19 protein-coding genes are annotated in these 16724 nt (G+C 40.6%); 4 read left to right on the forward strand and 15 right to left on the reverse strand.

Annotated features, from left to right (window positions below; translation table 11 throughout):
* The first annotated feature begins 462 nt into the window (after positions 1-462).
* Positions 463-2781 (forward strand): UvrD-helicase domain-containing protein, encoded by a 2319-nt coding sequence (locus tag AC6CHU_RS13245; protein ID WP_498122027.1) that lies wholly within the window; start codon positions 463-465, stop codon positions 2779-2781.
* Between the two features lie 37 nt (positions 2782-2818).
* Here the strand turns inward: AC6CHU_RS13245 and spoVIF are convergent, their stop codons facing one another.
* From spoVIF to AC6CHU_RS13280, 7 genes are all read right to left on the reverse strand, one after another.
* Complete coding sequence (gene spoVIF / locus AC6CHU_RS13250; protein WP_159868869.1) at positions 2819-3073, reverse strand: sporulation-specific transcription regulator SpoVIF; 255 nt, start codon at positions 3071-3073, stop codon at positions 2819-2821.
* Between the two features lie 134 nt (positions 3074-3207).
* On the reverse strand, positions 3208-3321 hold the full coding sequence (locus tag AC6CHU_RS13255) for a YjcZ family sporulation protein (RefSeq protein ID WP_019381501.1): 114 nt from the start codon (positions 3319-3321) through the stop codon (positions 3208-3210).
* Between the two features lie 146 nt (positions 3322-3467).
* Entirely contained in the window at positions 3468-3824 is a 357-nt protein-coding gene (spoVAE, locus tag AC6CHU_RS13260; protein WP_159868692.1) for a stage V sporulation protein AE, read from the reverse strand.
* Positions 3825-3837: 13 nt separating this feature from the next.
* Positions 3838-4851: a stage V sporulation protein AD gene (gene spoVAD / locus AC6CHU_RS13265; RefSeq protein WP_159868695.1), complete on the reverse strand. Its 1014-nt coding sequence runs from the start codon at positions 4849-4851 to the stop codon at positions 3838-3840.
* Positions 4851-5324: a stage V sporulation protein AC gene (gene spoVAC, locus AC6CHU_RS13270; RefSeq protein WP_159868698.1), complete on the reverse strand. Its 474-nt coding sequence runs from the start codon at positions 5322-5324 to the stop codon at positions 4851-4853. The genes spoVAD and spoVAC overlap by 1 nt, the downstream gene beginning before the upstream one ends.
* A 14-nt stretch (positions 5325-5338) precedes the next feature.
* Complete coding sequence (locus AC6CHU_RS13275) at positions 5339-5812, reverse strand: YhcN/YlaJ family sporulation lipoprotein (protein WP_159868701.1); 474 nt, start codon at positions 5810-5812, stop codon at positions 5339-5341.
* A 334-nt stretch (positions 5813-6146) separates the two neighbouring features.
* Positions 6147-6500: a DUF1360 domain-containing protein gene (locus tag AC6CHU_RS13280; protein WP_159868704.1), complete on the reverse strand. Its 354-nt coding sequence runs from the start codon at positions 6498-6500 to the stop codon at positions 6147-6149.
* Between the two features lie 131 nt (positions 6501-6631).
* On the opposite strand from AC6CHU_RS13280, the gene AC6CHU_RS13285 reads away from it, so the two are divergent.
* A complete protein-coding gene (locus AC6CHU_RS13285) occupies positions 6632-7135 on the forward strand; it encodes a CotY/CotZ family spore coat protein (protein ID WP_159868707.1) in 504 nt (167 codons plus the stop codon).
* Between the two features lie 64 nt (positions 7136-7199).
* On the opposite strand, the gene AC6CHU_RS13290 is transcribed toward AC6CHU_RS13285, so the two are convergent.
* The 4 genes from AC6CHU_RS13290 to mgtE all read right to left on the reverse strand — a co-directional run bounded on the left by AC6CHU_RS13290 (position 7200) and on the right by mgtE (position 12013).
* Entirely contained in the window at positions 7200-7742 is a 543-nt protein-coding gene (locus AC6CHU_RS13290; RefSeq protein ID WP_498122030.1) for a CotO family spore coat protein, read from the reverse strand.
* Between the two features lie 113 nt (positions 7743-7855).
* The gene (gene fabI, locus AC6CHU_RS13295; RefSeq protein ID WP_159868713.1) at positions 7856-8626 is read right to left on the reverse strand and encodes an enoyl-ACP reductase FabI; all 771 of its coding nucleotides are present in this window, start codon (positions 8624-8626) and stop codon (positions 7856-7858) included.
* Between the two features lie 135 nt (positions 8627-8761).
* Positions 8762-10621 carry a monovalent cation:proton antiporter family protein gene (locus AC6CHU_RS13300; protein WP_498122032.1) on the reverse strand — a complete coding sequence of 620 codons (1860 nt, stop codon included), beginning with the start codon at positions 10619-10621 and terminating at the stop codon, positions 8762-8764.
* A gap of 12 nt (positions 10622-10633) precedes the next feature.
* Positions 10634-12013 carry a magnesium transporter gene (gene mgtE, locus AC6CHU_RS13305; RefSeq protein ID WP_498122034.1) on the reverse strand — a complete coding sequence of 460 codons (1380 nt, stop codon included), beginning with the start codon at positions 12011-12013 and terminating at the stop codon, positions 10634-10636.
* A gap of 241 nt (positions 12014-12254) precedes the next feature.
* Here mgtE and prpE point away from each other — a divergent pair, with 241 nt between their 5' ends.
* The gene (gene prpE, locus AC6CHU_RS13310) at positions 12255-12989 is read left to right on the forward strand and encodes a bis(5'-nucleosyl)-tetraphosphatase PrpE (RefSeq protein ID WP_498122036.1); all 735 of its coding nucleotides are present in this window, start codon (positions 12255-12257) and stop codon (positions 12987-12989) included.
* Between the two features lie 28 nt (positions 12990-13017).
* On the opposite strand, the gene AC6CHU_RS13315 is transcribed toward prpE, so the two are convergent.
* From AC6CHU_RS13315 to AC6CHU_RS13330, 4 genes are all read right to left on the reverse strand, one after another.
* Entirely contained in the window at positions 13018-13902 is an 885-nt protein-coding gene (locus AC6CHU_RS13315) for an RluA family pseudouridine synthase (protein ID WP_498122038.1), read from the reverse strand.
* 38 nt (positions 13903-13940) lie between these two features.
* Positions 13941-14735: an NAD kinase gene (locus AC6CHU_RS13320; protein ID WP_009331194.1), complete on the reverse strand. Its 795-nt coding sequence runs from the start codon at positions 14733-14735 to the stop codon at positions 13941-13943.
* Between the two features lie 27 nt (positions 14736-14762).
* Positions 14763-15401, reverse strand: coding sequence for a GTP diphosphokinase (gene yjbM / locus AC6CHU_RS13325; RefSeq protein WP_159868872.1), 639 nt, complete (start codon positions 15399-15401; stop codon positions 14763-14765).
* A 141-nt stretch (positions 15402-15542) separates the two neighbouring features.
* On the reverse strand, positions 15543-15920 hold the full coding sequence (locus AC6CHU_RS13330) for a UPF0738 family protein (RefSeq protein ID WP_159868728.1): 378 nt from the start codon (positions 15918-15920) through the stop codon (positions 15543-15545).
* A gap of 198 nt (positions 15921-16118) precedes the next feature.
* On the opposite strand from AC6CHU_RS13330, the gene AC6CHU_RS13335 reads away from it, so the two are divergent.
* Positions 16119-16709 carry a CYTH domain-containing protein gene (locus AC6CHU_RS13335; protein ID WP_498122040.1) on the forward strand — a complete coding sequence of 197 codons (591 nt, stop codon included), beginning with the start codon at positions 16119-16121 and terminating at the stop codon, positions 16707-16709.
* The last annotated feature ends 15 nt before the right edge of the window (positions 16710-16724 follow it).

The following is a 16724-nucleotide window of genomic DNA, read 5'->3' on the forward strand; positions in this document are numbered from 1 at the left end:
ATTATTAAGAGGATACGAAATTGTATTGGATTTTATGTACCCGTTTCCATGAATTTTTAAACAGAAAAGCACTTTAGAATCCTCAATCGGTTTGTTATGATTAAGTTTGGCTTATATCTAAAAGGCTCTTTTCGTATAAATTGTTGATTTCCGCTTATCAATGGTGCCCGTTGATTGCGCGAAGGGATGCTCAAGCGTTCCCTGGGCAGGCGGTGAGCCTCCTCGATGCTATGCGTCTGCGCGGTCTCACCTGTCCCACAACTTCCGCAGGACGTTGGATAAGCTTCATTAAGTACACACCGCACGAAGAAAATGCGCATGCATTTTCGAGGATCTCGCACACCTGCCACAATCAACTCAGTAAATATAATACAAATAGCAACAAACGATACGAAAAAAGCTATTTAAAAAGAAAAGTCATATTGTTAAACTCGGCAATTTATATATAATGGGGTATTTTTAATGAAAACAGCAAAGCTGCATAATAAAACTGTGAATCTGGAACAATTGAACAGAGAAAGTTTTCAGCATATTTATGAAGAAGGAAAAAAAGGAAAGCTGTACTGCCCTGATTGTGGCGCTGCTGTCCGTTTGTATTTGGGAATTCTTGATGAACCTCATTTTTATCATATTCAGAAAAACAGCAATACGTGCAAAGATATGCATCTTGACCCGGAACCAGTCATGACTGAGACTGCAGAATATATAGAAAGAAACGGATTTAAAATCCCTGTATCAAGATCAATAGCTACAGCTGAAGTGATTGAAGCCCATTCAGCCTTTAAAAAGGCCCAGCAAGTAAAAAATATCCCCCCCTATATCCAGGAAGGCACTGACAGTCCCAATTTTCCTGATGAATACCTAAAGTCTCTTTCAGAAGCAGGGGTCTTTTTGGATCAGCAGCAGGCAGCGGCAGTGTCTCACCTGGATGGGCCATTGCTTGTTCTGGCAGGTGCAGGCAGCGGCAAAACCCGTGTGCTGACAACACGAACTGCATTCATGCTTCGCGAGAAAAATATCGATCCTAAGTCAATTATGCTTGTTACCTTTACAGCTAAGGCTGCAGCTGAAATGAAGGAGCGCCTTACCCAATATCCCGGAATGGACGCCCGAAAGGTCAGGCAAATCGTTTCAGGCACTTTTCACAGCTTATTTTATCGGATACTTTCTTTCCACAATCCGGAAAAATGGGCATCTGGCAAGCTCCTTAATAAAGAATGGCAGCGGGAACAGATTATTAAAGAATCCAGCAGAGACTTAAAGCTCGATGAAAAGGAATTTGCCTTTGACCTTGCCCTCCAGCAAATCAGCTTTTGGAAAAATTCCCTTATCACACCTGGAAAAGTTCACCCAAAGAATGAATGGGAGGAACAAGCAGCTATTCTTTATCAAAGGTATGAACAAATAAAAAGAAAAAGAGAAATATTTGATTTTGATGATATGCTCACTAGCTGCCATGCCCTTTTTCTGAACGAACCTAGGGTTTTGGAACAATATCAAAATCGCTTTCATTATTTCCTAATTGACGAGTTCCAGGATATTAATAATGTTCAATATGAGCTTATGAAAATGCTGTCTGACAAAACAAAAAATGTTTGTGCAGTTGGGGACGATGATCAATCGATTTATGCCTTCAGGGGAAGTGATCCCCAATATCTTTTAGATTTCGAAAAAGACTTCCCTAGCGCTAAGGTAATAACATTAAGCCAGAACTATCGCTCTGCTCATGAGATTGTTTCAGCAGCAAATCAAATTATTTCTCAGAATAAATATAGGCGTCCCAAGAGCATGAATGCTCAATTTTCCGGTGGACAGCATCCATTCCTCTTTTTTCCATATGACGAGGAGGAAGAAGCTACAATGATCCTGACTGATATCCAGGAAAAAATTGAAGAAGGGTATGAGCCGAGGGATTTTGCAGTTTTATTCCGTACTCATACCGGGAGCAGAGCCATTTTCGAGCGGCTGGCCAACTCCAGCCTTCCTTTCAAGTTAGATCATGATGCCGAATCATTTTATGACCGTTTTATTGTTCGAAGCATGCTTGCTTTTCTAAAGCTATCGTTAAATGAGGAGGACCAGAATAGCTTAAAAGATGCGCTTCCATCTCTGTTTGTTAAGCAATCCGTCCTTCAGGATATTAAAGCAGAAAGTATCTTACAGGATTGCTCACTGCTTGAAAGCCTGAAGTTTATTAAAACAGGCTTTGCTTTTCAGGAAAGCAAATTAAAAAAAGCGATCCCTGTTATTAGATCAATCTCAGGTCATTGTCCCATTGCCGCTATTGAAACGGTTGAAAAAGAATTGGGATTCCAGGACTTTTTAAAAAAACGGGGCAATGAAGGAAATAAAATGGATAAAGGCTCTGATGATATAAAAGATTTGAAGGTCGCTGCCCGTAATTTCCAGTCTCTTAAAGAATTTCTGGAGCATACTGAACATATGAGAGCCATGAACAAGGAGATTAAGCGCCTGAATAGAAATAATGATAATGCCGTTACACTGAGCACTATCCACCGTGCAAAAGGGCTGGAATATAATGTGGTATATGTGGCTGGTGCAGTAGAAGGAAACCTGCCGCATGATCATGCGCTGGAAGCTTACCGTTCTGGAGAGTCGGCGCCGCTTGAGGAAGAACGAAGGTTAATGTATGTTGCCGTAACAAGGGCCAAAAAGGACTTGTATATATCCGTGCCAGAAAAAAGGCGTGGACGGAAGGCTTATTCATCAAGGTTTCTTGCCCCCATCACAAGAAGCAGCAGGAGCAAAGGGAAAAAATAAACAGAAGACCTGGCTTTTACCCGGCCAGGCCCTTCTGTTATTTTTTATTCATCATCTGGGAAATTGTATTGAAATCAAGCTGTTTTCCATCAGCAACGATGGATTTTACAATCTTATCTTCCATATCTTTTGAAACAGGTTTATTTGCAATTTGCGAAACTCTCTTGATTACATTTCTTACTGTTTTTTCATCTTTGAAATTTGCATTCTGCAATGAGCCGGCCAGTTCAAATACATCCTTCATATTAACACCTGTTTTCTTTTCGAGGTTCTTAAAAAAGTTGTTATCCATCCTGCTCAATCACGCTCCTTCATTTACTCCTTTATATCTTATGAAGGTGGGCGGAAAACGTGTCATTTATGTACATGATATGCAAAAAAGCCGACACAAAACCTGCTGCCGGTTCTGAGTCAGCTCTTTACAATTTAGTTGTAGAAACTTGCTCCGACAATAATTAGTAAAATGAATAGGACGACGATTAAAACAAACGTATTACCATAGCCCCCGCCATATCCGCAGCCTCCATAGCCATAGCCCATGCCTCTCACCTCACTTCAATTTCTCCTTACACAATATGAGATAGAGAAGCATGGTGTATGGGCAAGCTCCCAAGAAAGGCTTAGTTTATTCATTCGGATTGGATAAGGGGCTTGTTCATATTAGTTTAGAGAATTCCCTGTATGATTTAGCCTTTTGGCTTGAAAATTAATGCACCAATAAAGCCGAAAATAATTGCTGCTGAGATACCGGAGCTCGTTACTTCGAACATTCCGGTCAAGACGCCGACAAGTCCATGCTGGTCAGCCTCCTGAAGGGCTCCATGGACAAGGGAATTGCCAAAGCTGGTTATCGGTATGGTCGCGCCAGCTCCGGCAAAGTCCGCAAGTGGCTCATAAAGCCCCACACCATCCAGAACAGCTCCTATTACTACTAGAAGACTTAGTGTATGGCCTGGGGTCAGCTTAAAAACATCAAACAATATTTGGCCAAATACACAGAATAAGCCTCCAATTACAAACGCCCAAAAAAACATAGGCAGCATACAAATTCCTCCTCTAAGTCATTTCTATAGAAACAGCATGGGCAATGCAGGGAATACTTTCACTCTGCTGGAATGTCAAAGGCGATAATAGCGCACCTGTAGCGACCACAAGGATTCTTCTGTAAGCCCCCTGCTTCATTTGATTCAAAAGATGCCCGTAAAGAACAGCAGCTGAGCACCCTGCACCACTCCCTCCAGATTGGACCGGCTGATCTTCTTTATATATCATTAATCCGCAATCTTTAAATTTCTCTCTATCTATTTTCAGGCCATTATTTAAGAGCAGCTCATAGGTAGTTTCCTGGCCAATTCTTCCTAGATCTCCTGTAACAATCAGATCGTAATGTGATGGATCGAGCTGCATATCTTTGAAGTGTGCCGTAATGGTATCTGCTGCAGCTGGCGCCATGGCCCCTCCCATATTAAAAGGGTCTGTCAGACCCATGTCAATTACTTTGCCAATTGTAGCAGATGTGGTAACCGGCAAATTGGGACCAGCTGCTTTCGCGGATATCAGAGCAGCACCTGCACCAGTTACTGTCCATTGGGCTGTAGGAGGCTTTTGGCCTCCGTACTCTGTCGGGTACCTAAATTGCTTTTCAACAGCAGCATTATGGCTCGAAGCTCCTGTTAAAACGTAATCAGCCCCTCCGTAATTGACAATAAAGGATGCAAGAGCAAGTCCTTCCATTGAAGTTGAACACGCTCCAAAAACGCCAAAATAAGGGATTTGAATCGTTCTTGCACTTAAACTAGAGGGAGTTATCTGATTAATTAAATCTCCAGCAATATAAAAATGAACATCTTCCTTTTGAACATTTGCTTTATTTAAGGCCGTTTGTCCCGCTTCTTCCAAGAGGACCCTGTGTGCTTTCTCATAAGAATCTTCGCCCATCCATAAGTCATCATGGAGAACATCAAAATCCTCCGATAAATTGCCATTTGCCTCAAAAGGCCCGCCTGAAACACCGGATGCTGCAATTACCGGGAGATTTTGAAAGACCCAGGATTGTTTTCCCTTAAGCATTAAATAACCCCCCATATAATTAATAGCGTTTTTATCAGGGCTACCACAAAAGCCGCAAAGACTCCAAAAAGAATAACTGATCCAGCGAGTTTAAACATGTTCCCGCCTACACCCAGTACAAAACCTTCCGTTCGATGCTCGATAGCAGCTGAAATCACAGCATTTCCGAAACCTGTTACAGGAACCGCGCTGCCAGCACCGGCAAACTGGCCTAAACGGTCATATACGCCAAAGCCTGTCAGCAGCATAGAAATAAAAATCATGGTAGCAACAGTTGGATTTCCGGCTGTCTGTTCGGTGAAATTAAAGAAATAGATATAAAAATACGTTATTGCCTGTCCAACAACACAGATGAGCCCGCCCACCCAGAAAGCATGGATGCAATTTTTCAGTACCGGGCGTTTAAGCTCATGTTTTTGCTCAAGTTTCTCATATTTCATCTGTTCCGGTGTTTTATTTGCCTTATTACTCATACCCATGTTCCCTTCTATGTCATTTCATTTTTAAGTTTAATGATTTTATCAAGTTTCTTTTTTGCTTTTTTATCTGTAAAGTTTGGATCTTTCATTTTTTCCTGAAGTTCTACTGCTTCTATAAAGATTTTATAATCGCTAGAAACAATGAAGTTTTCATCCGGGTATTTTTCTTCAAGCATTTTTGTCATCTCTTTCTCAATTTTCTTCATGTGGAATCGCTGCAAGTGCTTAACTTTGTAAGCAACTAGTGTATCTCCATTGCTTTTAACTACTGCAACATCATAAAGTTCTTTCATTTTTTCCACGTCATGCTCAATTTTTTGGACTAGATCCAAATTTTTTTTTGTATTTTTATCAATTAATACAGCAGGAGGATTAGTCGTTTTGAGGAGTGCAAGGTCACTTTCCGTTACCTCTCCATCCCCGCTGCAGCCTGGCAATAAGACCATTGAAAATACAATAAACAATAACAGTTTCTGTTTCATAATAGTCCCTTCCTATGTAGAGTCTTTAATTATATTGTCTCGAAATGTTTTGGTTTTATGAACAATAATATCCATCCTATTTTTCCCAAAAAAGAGCAAATAAAAAAAGCCGGAAAAACCGGCTTCAAGTATATTATCGTTTTTTTCCGCAGCCGCATCCCTTTTTCTTTTTCTTTTTCTTGGTGACCGGCTCTGATTTTTCCGATGGCTGATTATTATGCTTATTTAACATCGATGAGGCCCTCCATTACCAGTAATTTTCCTCAAATTAATTTATGCTGAGCCTCAGGAGCTTGTGTAAAACAAATGCCCACATAAAATATAAATAGATATGCTAATCAATCAGCTTTTGCACAAAAGTTTCTATAATGGCAGCAAGGCCTGCAACCGCTAAAATAACCAGCACCGGAGCCGCAAAAGCTGCATACAAGTAATAGGAAGCATATAAAAATATGGCACTCCACACACCAGTACACCAATAACAGCTTAATAGCTCTCCAAAAAAGCTCCTGACTCTTCCTTCTCTTACTACCCAATAAACTTCTATTTCTCCGTTTTCATTTGTCTCTTCCACTTCTTTTAGAAAAGGCCTGCGCAAAAATCCTGTAATTTTATCATACACAATCAGTCTGGTCAGCCTAAAGGACGCAAGAGCCAATATAAGCAGCTCCATAGGTGTTATGTCCATTTTTTTCACCTCAATTATTAAAAAATAGCCTATTTTTTGAAAAAACAAGGCGTTTGTCCGTAACCCATAGGGCACTTCGGCAATATGTTAGTAGTGTAGACCACAAGAAACAAACAAGGAGGAAAACAAAAATGGGTTGTGGAAAAAAAGACGACTTCAAAGGCAAAAGCTGTGTATGTGAAGTACTTCGTGCTATAAAAGATATTCAAGATAACGCAGAAGATGTGTGCGAATGCCCTTCAAACTGTTTCCTGGAGCCGCTTGGAACTATATCTCCCTCTGGCAGAAAGCGCCATAAGCGTCCAGATACACGCGTATTCACATTAAAAACTGCGGACGGGTCACCATTCCATGCTTTCTTTACAGGAAATGACTGTGCTTGTGTATCAATCTTCTTTAGAGTAGAAGAAGTCTTTGATAACTGCTGTGCAGTGCTTCGCGTTCTTGAGCCAGTTAACAGAATATCTGGCCCTGATAAAACAGTAAACCTTGTTGAAGACTGCTGCATCGACTTGAAAAAGGTTTGCGAAGTTGACTACTTCCGCAGTACAGATGACTGTGTAACAGTTGACTTAACTTGCTTCTGCGCAGTTCAATGTATTGCAGATGTTGACCTTGATATTTGCGAAGACTAATTAAACGAGGCCAGCCGAACATTCGGCTGGCTATTTTTTTGCCTGCCTGCTTTCGTATTCAAATCTACCTTCTCAGGCCGATCATTTTGACTGCCTTTAAGGATAGAACATTTAATTTTTCAACCCTGTCATCAAATAACTTGACCTCGATCCATTCATCATTCTTTGAAATCAGAAAGCCTCTTATCGCCTTTTCCTCGGTTTCAAATATGCATGGTATGGGCGGAAGCTGTTTTGGGAAATCAATTAAGTAATCCAGGCGTTCAAGTGTGTCCATTTCCTTAAACCTTTTTACCCGATTAAAAGATGGTTTTCTTTTTTCTGCCGTAAAGGCAAAGGATACACCTTTTTTCTCTTCTCTCCCCGATTCAAACTCTTCAATAGCTCCCTGCACATCTGCTCGCTCTGCAGTATTTTCAATTACTTCTTGAGGTACTTTTTGTTCCTCTTTAGGACCAGCCAATTCCAATAAATTGGAATTTTGTTTCTGTTTGCATTCCTGCTCTGCTTTTCTGCTGGAATAGATTGTTTGCATCCTGTTTTCAGGAATTTGAAAATTCGGCTGCTGTATATAGAATAACGGCTCCCTTTCTCTCTTCTCCGTCACTTTTTGCCACCTCCGCTATCTTAATGTTTCGTCGTATTATATGTATGCAGATAATGGGCTTTCGTTTCTAAGGAAAATAAAAAAGCCCGCTCACATTGGAGCGGACAATTTCATTAAAGGATATGATAACCGGAATCTACATGAATATTTTCACCCGTTATTCCTCTGGACAGGCTGCTGAATAAGAACAGAGCAGTATCTCCAACTTCTTCAGGCGTTGTGGTTTTGCGAAGCGGAGCTTTTTCCTCAATTTCCTTCAGGATCGTATTAAATTCGCTTATGCCTTTAGCAGAAAGGGTCCTGATTGGGCCGGCTGAAATAGAATTAACCCTAATCCCATCCTTTCCAAGGTCATTAGCCAAATATTTAACGCTTGCATCAAGGGAGGCTTTTGCTACACCCATAACATTATAATTTTTCACAACCTTTTCACCGCCTAGGTATGTGAGAGTCACAATGCTTCCGCCTTCTGTCATTAGTCCCCTGGCTTCCTTTGCAATGGCCGTCAGGGAATAAGAACTGATATTATGAGCCAGCAGGAATCCATCTCTTGTTGTGTTCATATATTCTCCCTGAAGTTCTTCCTTATGGGCAAAGGCGATGCAATGGGCAATGCCATGAATTACACCGGCTTCCTCCTTAATTGTGCTGAAACACTTCGCTATGTCTTCATCGCTTGTTACATCACACGGAAGAACCAATGATTGGGCATCCTCCAATGATTCAGCCAATTCACGTACACTTTTCTCCAGTCTTTCGCCCGCATATGTAAAGATTAAACGCGCACCAGCATCATGAAGGGATTTGGCAATTCCCCATGCAATGCTTCTTTTATTAGCTACACCCATTACGACGAATGTTTTTCCATTTAAAGAAAGAGTCATAATATATCCTCCTGATTTATTGTTACATGTTATTAGTACCTAGTGCTAATTGTACATCAATTCTGCTCAAAAGAAAAGCCGAAAAAATCCTATTGTTATCGTAGGGTTTTTTCGGCAAGAATATGCAATCAGATTCTAACACCATTCACAAAATTCGAGTTCCCGTTTTAATTCATCAACATATTCCTTAGATCCCGTAACAATCAAGCGGTCATTTACATGAAGTTCAGTATCTCCGTGCGGAACAATGGAATCTTTCCCCCTGAATATCCGGACGAATATAACATCCCCTGTAAACGGAAATCTCCGAAGCATCATGCCTTCGAACTGCTCATTCTTTAATCGGATTTCATATAAAGCTGTCTCCTGGTTCGTTAAGATGTTCACCACACTAGGTGACTCGATTAATGCACGAAGGAGCGCCTTCGATGAAAGAATAGTTGAAAACAATTCAATGTCATGTTCCCGAAGCGTTTCTTCCATATCAGGGCTTTCCATTCGGCAAATGACCCGTTCCACTCCCATATCTTTAAAAGCAATGGAAAGTGTAGCATTGGTCTCTTCATCCCCTGTGGAGATGACAACAATATCCGAATCAAAAACCTCTGTGCCTTCAAAATGTTCCATAACAAATTCATCAACTTCTATAATATCAAACAGAGAGTCAGCTATCTGCTTTTCCGCCTTTTCCTGCTTCTTATGATATAAAGCTGGCTCGTAAAGGGATGACTTAAGCTCATTATAGATCGGCATTGTCATTTGGTTAGCACCAATAAATGCCACTTTAAGCTTCTTCTCCTCGGCAGCTTCCTGAGGGAATAGCTTTTTAAAGACAACAGGTGTGAATATACTTGTGATGACAGCAACTAGGATCAATGTACCGCTCATTTCTGCAGTAATAACACCCATTCTTTCACCTATTGTTGCTGCTGCAATAACAAGAGAAAGAGTTGACGTTAACAGAAAGCCTGAGGCAAATACTGTTTTGATGTCATACCATTTCTTTAGAATATAAATCGGGATCAGCTTTGACAGCAGAAGAGCAATCAGAAGCAATGGGATAAGCATAAGCATCTTCGGATCTCCAAACAAAGTCCATACGTCCAGCTCTACCCCAACCATTACAAAGAAAATCGGGATAAGAAAGCCGTATCCGAAAGAATCAAGCTTATGGATCATTTCCTGATTTGGAGCAAGCAGCGACACGAGAACCCCGGCAAGGAATGCACCTAATATATTCTCTGCCCCGACTGTTTCTGATAATGCCACAAGGAAAATAATTAGTGCAAATACTGCTCTTGTTCCAATCTGAACAGTCCCTGTCGACATCGCTTCTAGGAAATTAAGGTTCTTAAACCTTCTGCCCAGGAAGTATAGCAATACGCCTACTCCAAATAAAATGAGAAGCAGCCATGTATTTCCTCCCCCTTTATCATTTAAGGAAACAAATACAGCCAGAAGAATCATTGTAGCCAAATCCGCAATAACCGCGATTAATAGAATAATTTGGCCAATGACTGTTTTCATTAAATGTGCTTCCTTGAGTGTCGGAACCACGACTCCCAGAGATATGGTTGAAATAATTAAAGTCATTAAAAAGGCATTATCAATAAATCCTGCCCAGACAAATAAATAAGAAAGCCCTAATGAAACAAAAAATATCCCTGCAAAAATAATTGATGACACCGCAAATGAATTTGGTTCCAGTTTACCGTTGGGAAGCTTTTCTCTCTTCTTTGCCGAAGAGAAAGCTGTAAAGTCAATCTCCAGTCCGCTCAGGAACATTAAAAATATAAATCCCAGTGTCGAGAGAGTTTCCAGCCACATATCCTCATGGACAATATCAAAGCCGCTTTTACCAATAACTAAACCAATAAGAATCTCAGCAACCACTACGGGAATAAAACTAACCTTTAGACGGTGCAGTATTATCGGTGTTATAAAAGCAGCTAGAATAACGATGACAAGCGATGCTACCGATGCCCCATGTTCCATAATATAACCCCCTTAGCCTGTTAAATAGCTCATAAATAATGTCGCCATTCCAAAATAAATTAAAATACTGATTAGATCGTTGATGGTAGTAATAAATGGACCTGACGCTACTGCCGGATCTATTTTCATCCTGTGCATTAATAAAGGAATCAGCGCACCGGCAAGGGTCGCTACGATTAATGTAAACAAAATTGAAATGCCAACTAAAATCCCCAGAAAGAAGTTCCCTTTCCAGAAGTACACAATGAAAGTAACCAGGATACCGCAAATGCTTCCATTAATGAATCCAGTACCGGCTTCTCTAATCACCAGTTTCCATTTATTTTCTTTCTCCAGGTCTCCTGTCGCAATTCCCCTTACAGCAACAGCTAATGCCTGAGTTCCGGTATTACCAGCCATCCCGGCAATAAGAGGAATGAATACAGCCAGTATGGCCACCTTATTCAAAGTGCCCTCAAACCTGCCGATCAGGCTTGCAGTTAACATACCCAAAAACAGCAGGATGATAAGCCAGGGCAACCGTTTACGCGCAGCGGAAATTGGATTCCGGTCAATATGATCCATATCCGAAACAGCAGCCAATTTAGAGTAGTCATCGGATGCTTCTTCTTCCATAACATCCATGACATCATCAACGGTGATAATGCCCAGCAAATGGTTTTGAAAATCTACAACCGGAACAGCCAGAAAGTTATAGTCCTTAATTTTTCTCGCAACTTCTTCCTGATCTTCTCCCACTGAAACCGAAACGACTCTGTCATTTGTTATTTCCGAAATCATCACATCATCGTCACTTACTATTAAGTCCCTTAATGAAATGACGCCTATAAGCTTTTTTTCGTCATTCACAACGTATACATAATAAATGGTTTCTGCCCTTGGCGCTTCATTCTTTAAGATATACATAGCAGAACGAACAGTCTGATTGGCTGAAAGTGAAACAAACTCTGTTGTCATAATACTTCCTGCTGTATATTCTTCGTAATGAAGCAAATCCTTAATTTCTTTTGCCGATTCATCATCCATAATTGTTAAATAGCTGACAACCTGATCTTTATCAAGTTCATTTAAAACATCAACCGCATCATCGGCATACATTTCTGAAAGCATATCTGCTGCATAATGGGGGCTCATCTCAGCAAGTACGTCTTTATAATCTTCTTCTTCAATCTCCAGATTTTCAAAAAGTGCTGCCATTTCTTCAGGAGATAGATAAAGATAAATTTTTGCACGAATATCCTCATCCAGATCTTTAAAAAATGAAGCCTGATCATATGGGTGCATATCAAGAAATTCATTCCTGAAGGTATCAATTTCTTCATTTTGTAAAGATTGGATTAAAAGACTGGCATTGATGTGGGAAGCTGATTTTTCCTCTGTATGACCTTCCAATTAATTAACCTCCTCTCATTCCATTAGCCATCCATACTCTGTTGGATAACAGGAAAATGTACTTCCCTATACTAGCAAAACTTTGTTTTTTTGTCGTCTCTGAGCATTTTGTAAATTTAATTTCCCCATTCTTGAACTTTAAAATCGTTAAAGCTTTATATCCTGCTTGAAAAATAATGCGATATGATAAATATTATGAAAATAGATATGATAACAGTAGAACTTTAAAGGAGCATTAAAAATGAGACTAGATATTATCGGTGATATCCATGGCTGCTTTGCTGAATTTAAAGAGCTTACATTAAAACTGGACTATAGCTGGAAAAAAGGATTTCCTGTCCATCCAAGCGGCAGAAAACTGGCCTTTGTGGGAGACCTGACTGACAGAGGCCCGGAGTCGCTTGCAGTCATTGAAGCAGTATATAACCTTGCAGTAAACAACTTGGGTTACTATGTCCCAGGCAATCATTGCAATAAGCTCTACCGCTTCTTTTTAGGAAATAAAGTACAAATTACACACGGACTTGAAACGACTGTCGCTGAATATGAAAAGCTGTCTTCCCGCTCACAGGAGGAAGTCAGACAAAAATTTATGGAGCTATATGAAAACGCACCTTTATATCATGTACTCGATAACGGCAAGTTGGTATTCGCCCATGCTGGAATTAAAGAAAGCTATATTGGGAAACACTCGTCAAAAGTAAAAACCTTTGTACTGTATGGTGATATTACAGGAGAAGAAAATCCTGACGGCACACCTGTAAGACGGGATTGGGCGAAGGAATATATGGGTGACTCCGTAATCGTCTACGGCCATACTCCCATTAAGGAAGTTAGGATAGTAAATAACACTTATAATATTGATACTGGTGCTGTATTTGGCAATAAATTAACCGCGCTTAGATATCCGGAAATGCAATTTCAATCTGTCCAGTCCCGCATGCCTTATGTGGAAGAGAAATTCAGAAAGGTATAACTAAAAAAGGCCGGCAAAGGCCGGCATTTTATAAAAGGCAATTCATGTCTCCAGGAAGCTGTTGTTCAAATTCAAGGGTTTTGTCCAGGAAGGGATGTTCGAAGGAAAGACTGCAGCAGTGCAGTGCCTGCCTCTTGATGAAAAGTCTTGTTCCACCATATAATTCGTCACCCGCAAGAGGGTAACCAAGCCAGGCCAAATGCACTCTTATCTGATGAGTTCTGCCGGTATCAAGTTTCAGTTTTACATGCGTAAATTCATTATGCCGGCTGATGACCTGATAATGTGTACATGCATATTGGCCTTCCGCACTGACTTCCCGCTCAATTATACTGTCTTTTTTTCTGGCAATCGGCTGCTCTATTGTTCCTTTATCCTGGCATATTGAACTCTCTGCAATTGCTTCATACAAGCGATGAATTTTTCGTGAGCGCTGCTGCCAGCTGAACAAATGATGTACATGCCTGTGTTTGGCAATCAGAACCAGGCCAGATGTATCTCTATCAAGACGTGTCACAATATGGGCTGCAGACTTTAAGCCGATCCGCTGATAATATCCAATCAGCCCATTGGCCAGACTTCCTGAAGGATGTTCTCGGGAAGGAATGGAACTCACACCTGCCGGTTTATTTACCACAAGAAGATAATCATCTTCATAGCGAATATCCAGGGGCAAGTTTTCCCCCTTCATGCCTTCACTCGGAACTTCTTCAGGGAATCCAACCTGAAGGTCATCCCCCTCCTTTAACACATATCGGACATTGACTTCCTGACTATTCACTCGAATGAAGCCGCCTGCGAATTTTATATCTGTCAGTGCAGTTTTCGAAATATGATTGTCTTTTAAAAAGTCTCTGATTAACAAGCCCGCCTGACGGGCTGTAATTTTCCAATGTAATACAAAACGCTCCATGAGCTATGGCTCCTGTTCTGTCAGCTGGTGACCTTTCTTCAATCAGCAACAAAAGAATCGTGGACCCTTTTCCAAAATGGAAATGGCCTGAACCTGGCAAAACGGATCTTCTCATCTGCCACTCTGAATTGTATTGACTTTACATCTTTATGAAGAAGCGTCAAATGATCAATCGTAATCTGAAAATCCGGTTCATTCACAGGCTTCAGCATGCATGTATGATGGGCCGGTAATACAAGCGGGGAGCCCACTGTTCGGAAAACCTTATTATTGATGGAAGCCATTTCAGCCAGCTGGATGGCAGGCAAGGAAGGGTGCAGAATAGCCCCTCCCAGCGCCTTATTATAAGCTGTACTTCCTGATGGTGTGGAAACGCACAGGCCATCTCCGCGGAACCGCTCAAAATGCTGGCCGCGTATTTCCACATCCATAACTAAGGTACCCTCTACCGCCTTGACCGTAGATTCATTTAATGCAAGATAACGGGTTTCTTTCCCGCCATGCTGGTAGCGGATAATCACTTCCAGGAGCGGATATTCAATCACCTGATAAGGGGTTTTGGCAATTGCAATGACAAGCTTTTCGATTTCCTCCGGCACCCAGTCAGCATAAAAGCCAAGGTGACCTGTGTGTATGCCTACAAACGCGGTCTTGTCCAAGCGGCTGCTGTATCGGTGAAAGGCATAGAGTAAAGTGCCATCCCCGCCTACCGATATGACTATATCAGGCTCTTCTTCATCATATGTAAGCTCGAAGTCCAATAAATAGGTTCTCATTTTGTGCATGAGTGTATTTGATTTTGAATCTCCTTTTGAGGTAATGGCAAATTTCATCTTATCCAAGCTCCTCTTTTTATACTGTTAGTTTTCTCCCTTTTGCTGCTTTTCCTTTTTTCTTGTAAAGAATGCCTGGGCATCCTGTATTTCACCGCGAATAAGAGACATTTCTTCATCAAGCCTGAAAGCAGCTTCTGCCGCCCGCTGAAGCCTCATCTTAATATCTTCAGGGAATTGGCCCTTATATTTGTAATTCAGGGAGTGTTCAACCGTGGCCCAGAAATTCATGGCAAGCGTCCGGATCTGTATCTCGGCAAGGATTTTCTTCTCTCCTTTGATTGTCTGAACAGGATACCGGATCACGACATGGTAAGACCGGTAACCGCTTGCTTTTTTATGAGATATATAGTCTCTTTCTTCAACTATTTCAAAATCATTTCTTTGTCTTAATAATTCAACCACTTTTTTAATATCATCAACAAACTGGCACATCATTCTTACACCGGCTATATCCTGCATTTCCGATTCCAATCTGTCGAGTGGTATGCCTTTTTGATTTGCCTTATCTAAAATGCTGGCAATAGGCTTTACCCTCCCGGTAACAAATTCAATCGGAGAATGGGAAGAATCCATTTCAAATTGGCTTCTCATGCCTTTTAGCTTTATTTTAAGCTCTTCAACCGCCTGTTTATATGGCGCCAAAAATAAGTCCCAATGTTTCACCTGCAACACCACCAAATATCCGAAATAAAAAAACAGCAACCCTACTGCACCTGCTGGGCAGGCACTTATTTGTTCATGAAGATCAACAATATTCTCTATGTTAAATACATAGCCTATCTCTATAGCCAAGTATTAAGCCGCTTAAACATTCAGCTGGAATACATTCTCTGCTTTTTCGACCATTTCATTTCCGTAATTGCTGTTCCCACGGATATTTTCTAATAAATCCCCTAATTCTTCATGAAACCCTAAAAGCTCTATGCGATCATGATTACTGTCAGCAGCGTAAACCCGCAGCTGGCCATCAAGCGCCTTCTTTAATTCCGGCCAGACTGTTTCCGGAAGAGAAATATATGTATAATCATCATTTTGCTCTGCTATGTAAATAAATGAAAGATTGTCGGAATCAGCCAATATTTGCTGCATGGCTGTCAGCCCTGAGACTTTTCCAGTTTCTATTCCTAATATTAATTCATTTTCAATCCATTCTGCATTTACAACTGTAAGTTTCTGTTTCATTTTTTCTACCTCCATTGTCATAACTTATTCTATCGCAGTTTTTATAGACAGTAAAACCCCTGCTGCATTTTTTACAGCGGCAGTAAGCCACTCTCCTGAATGAATTTATCACAAGCCTAAAAAGATATTCAAAGGATTGATGTCCAGACGGAATAAGGAGATAATACAGGTAATTACTTATTGCTGAGGTGTACAGGCTTGTCTAATAAAAATATTGAAATTGAATTTAAAAATTTGATCACAAGAGATGAATTTACTGCTTTAAAGAATTTTTTTAAATTAAGAAATGAAGATTTTATCGAACAGGAGAACCATTATTTCGATACACCTGATTTTTTATTAAAAAAAATGGGAAGTGCATTAAGGATCAGGCAAAAAAGTGGCTCATTTGAATTGACACTAAAACAGCCCCACCCTGATGGGTTACTGGAAACCAATGAAAATCTTACGGAGTCTGAAGCTGCCATGATGATTCAGACAGGTAACATTCCCGTTGAACAATTAAAACAATCCGTAGAAGAGCTTGGCATCAAGACAGATAAACTTCAATACTTTGGTACTCTCACCACAAGACGCGCTGAAAGGGAATATAAAAAAGGATTGGCTGTTCTTGACCACAGCCTCTATTTAGATAAGGAAGATTATGAGCTTGAATTTGAAGTGGATAATCGGGTTGAAGGCAAATCGACTTTCGATAATTTGCTTCAGCAGCTTAACATTCCCGTCAGAAAGACCGAAAATAAAATTAAGAGGTTTTACACCGAAAAATACAGACAGCAAAAGGCTTAATAAAAGCAGACTTTT

The sequence above is a fragment of the Cytobacillus sp. GQ23 genome, assembly GCF_059758675.1.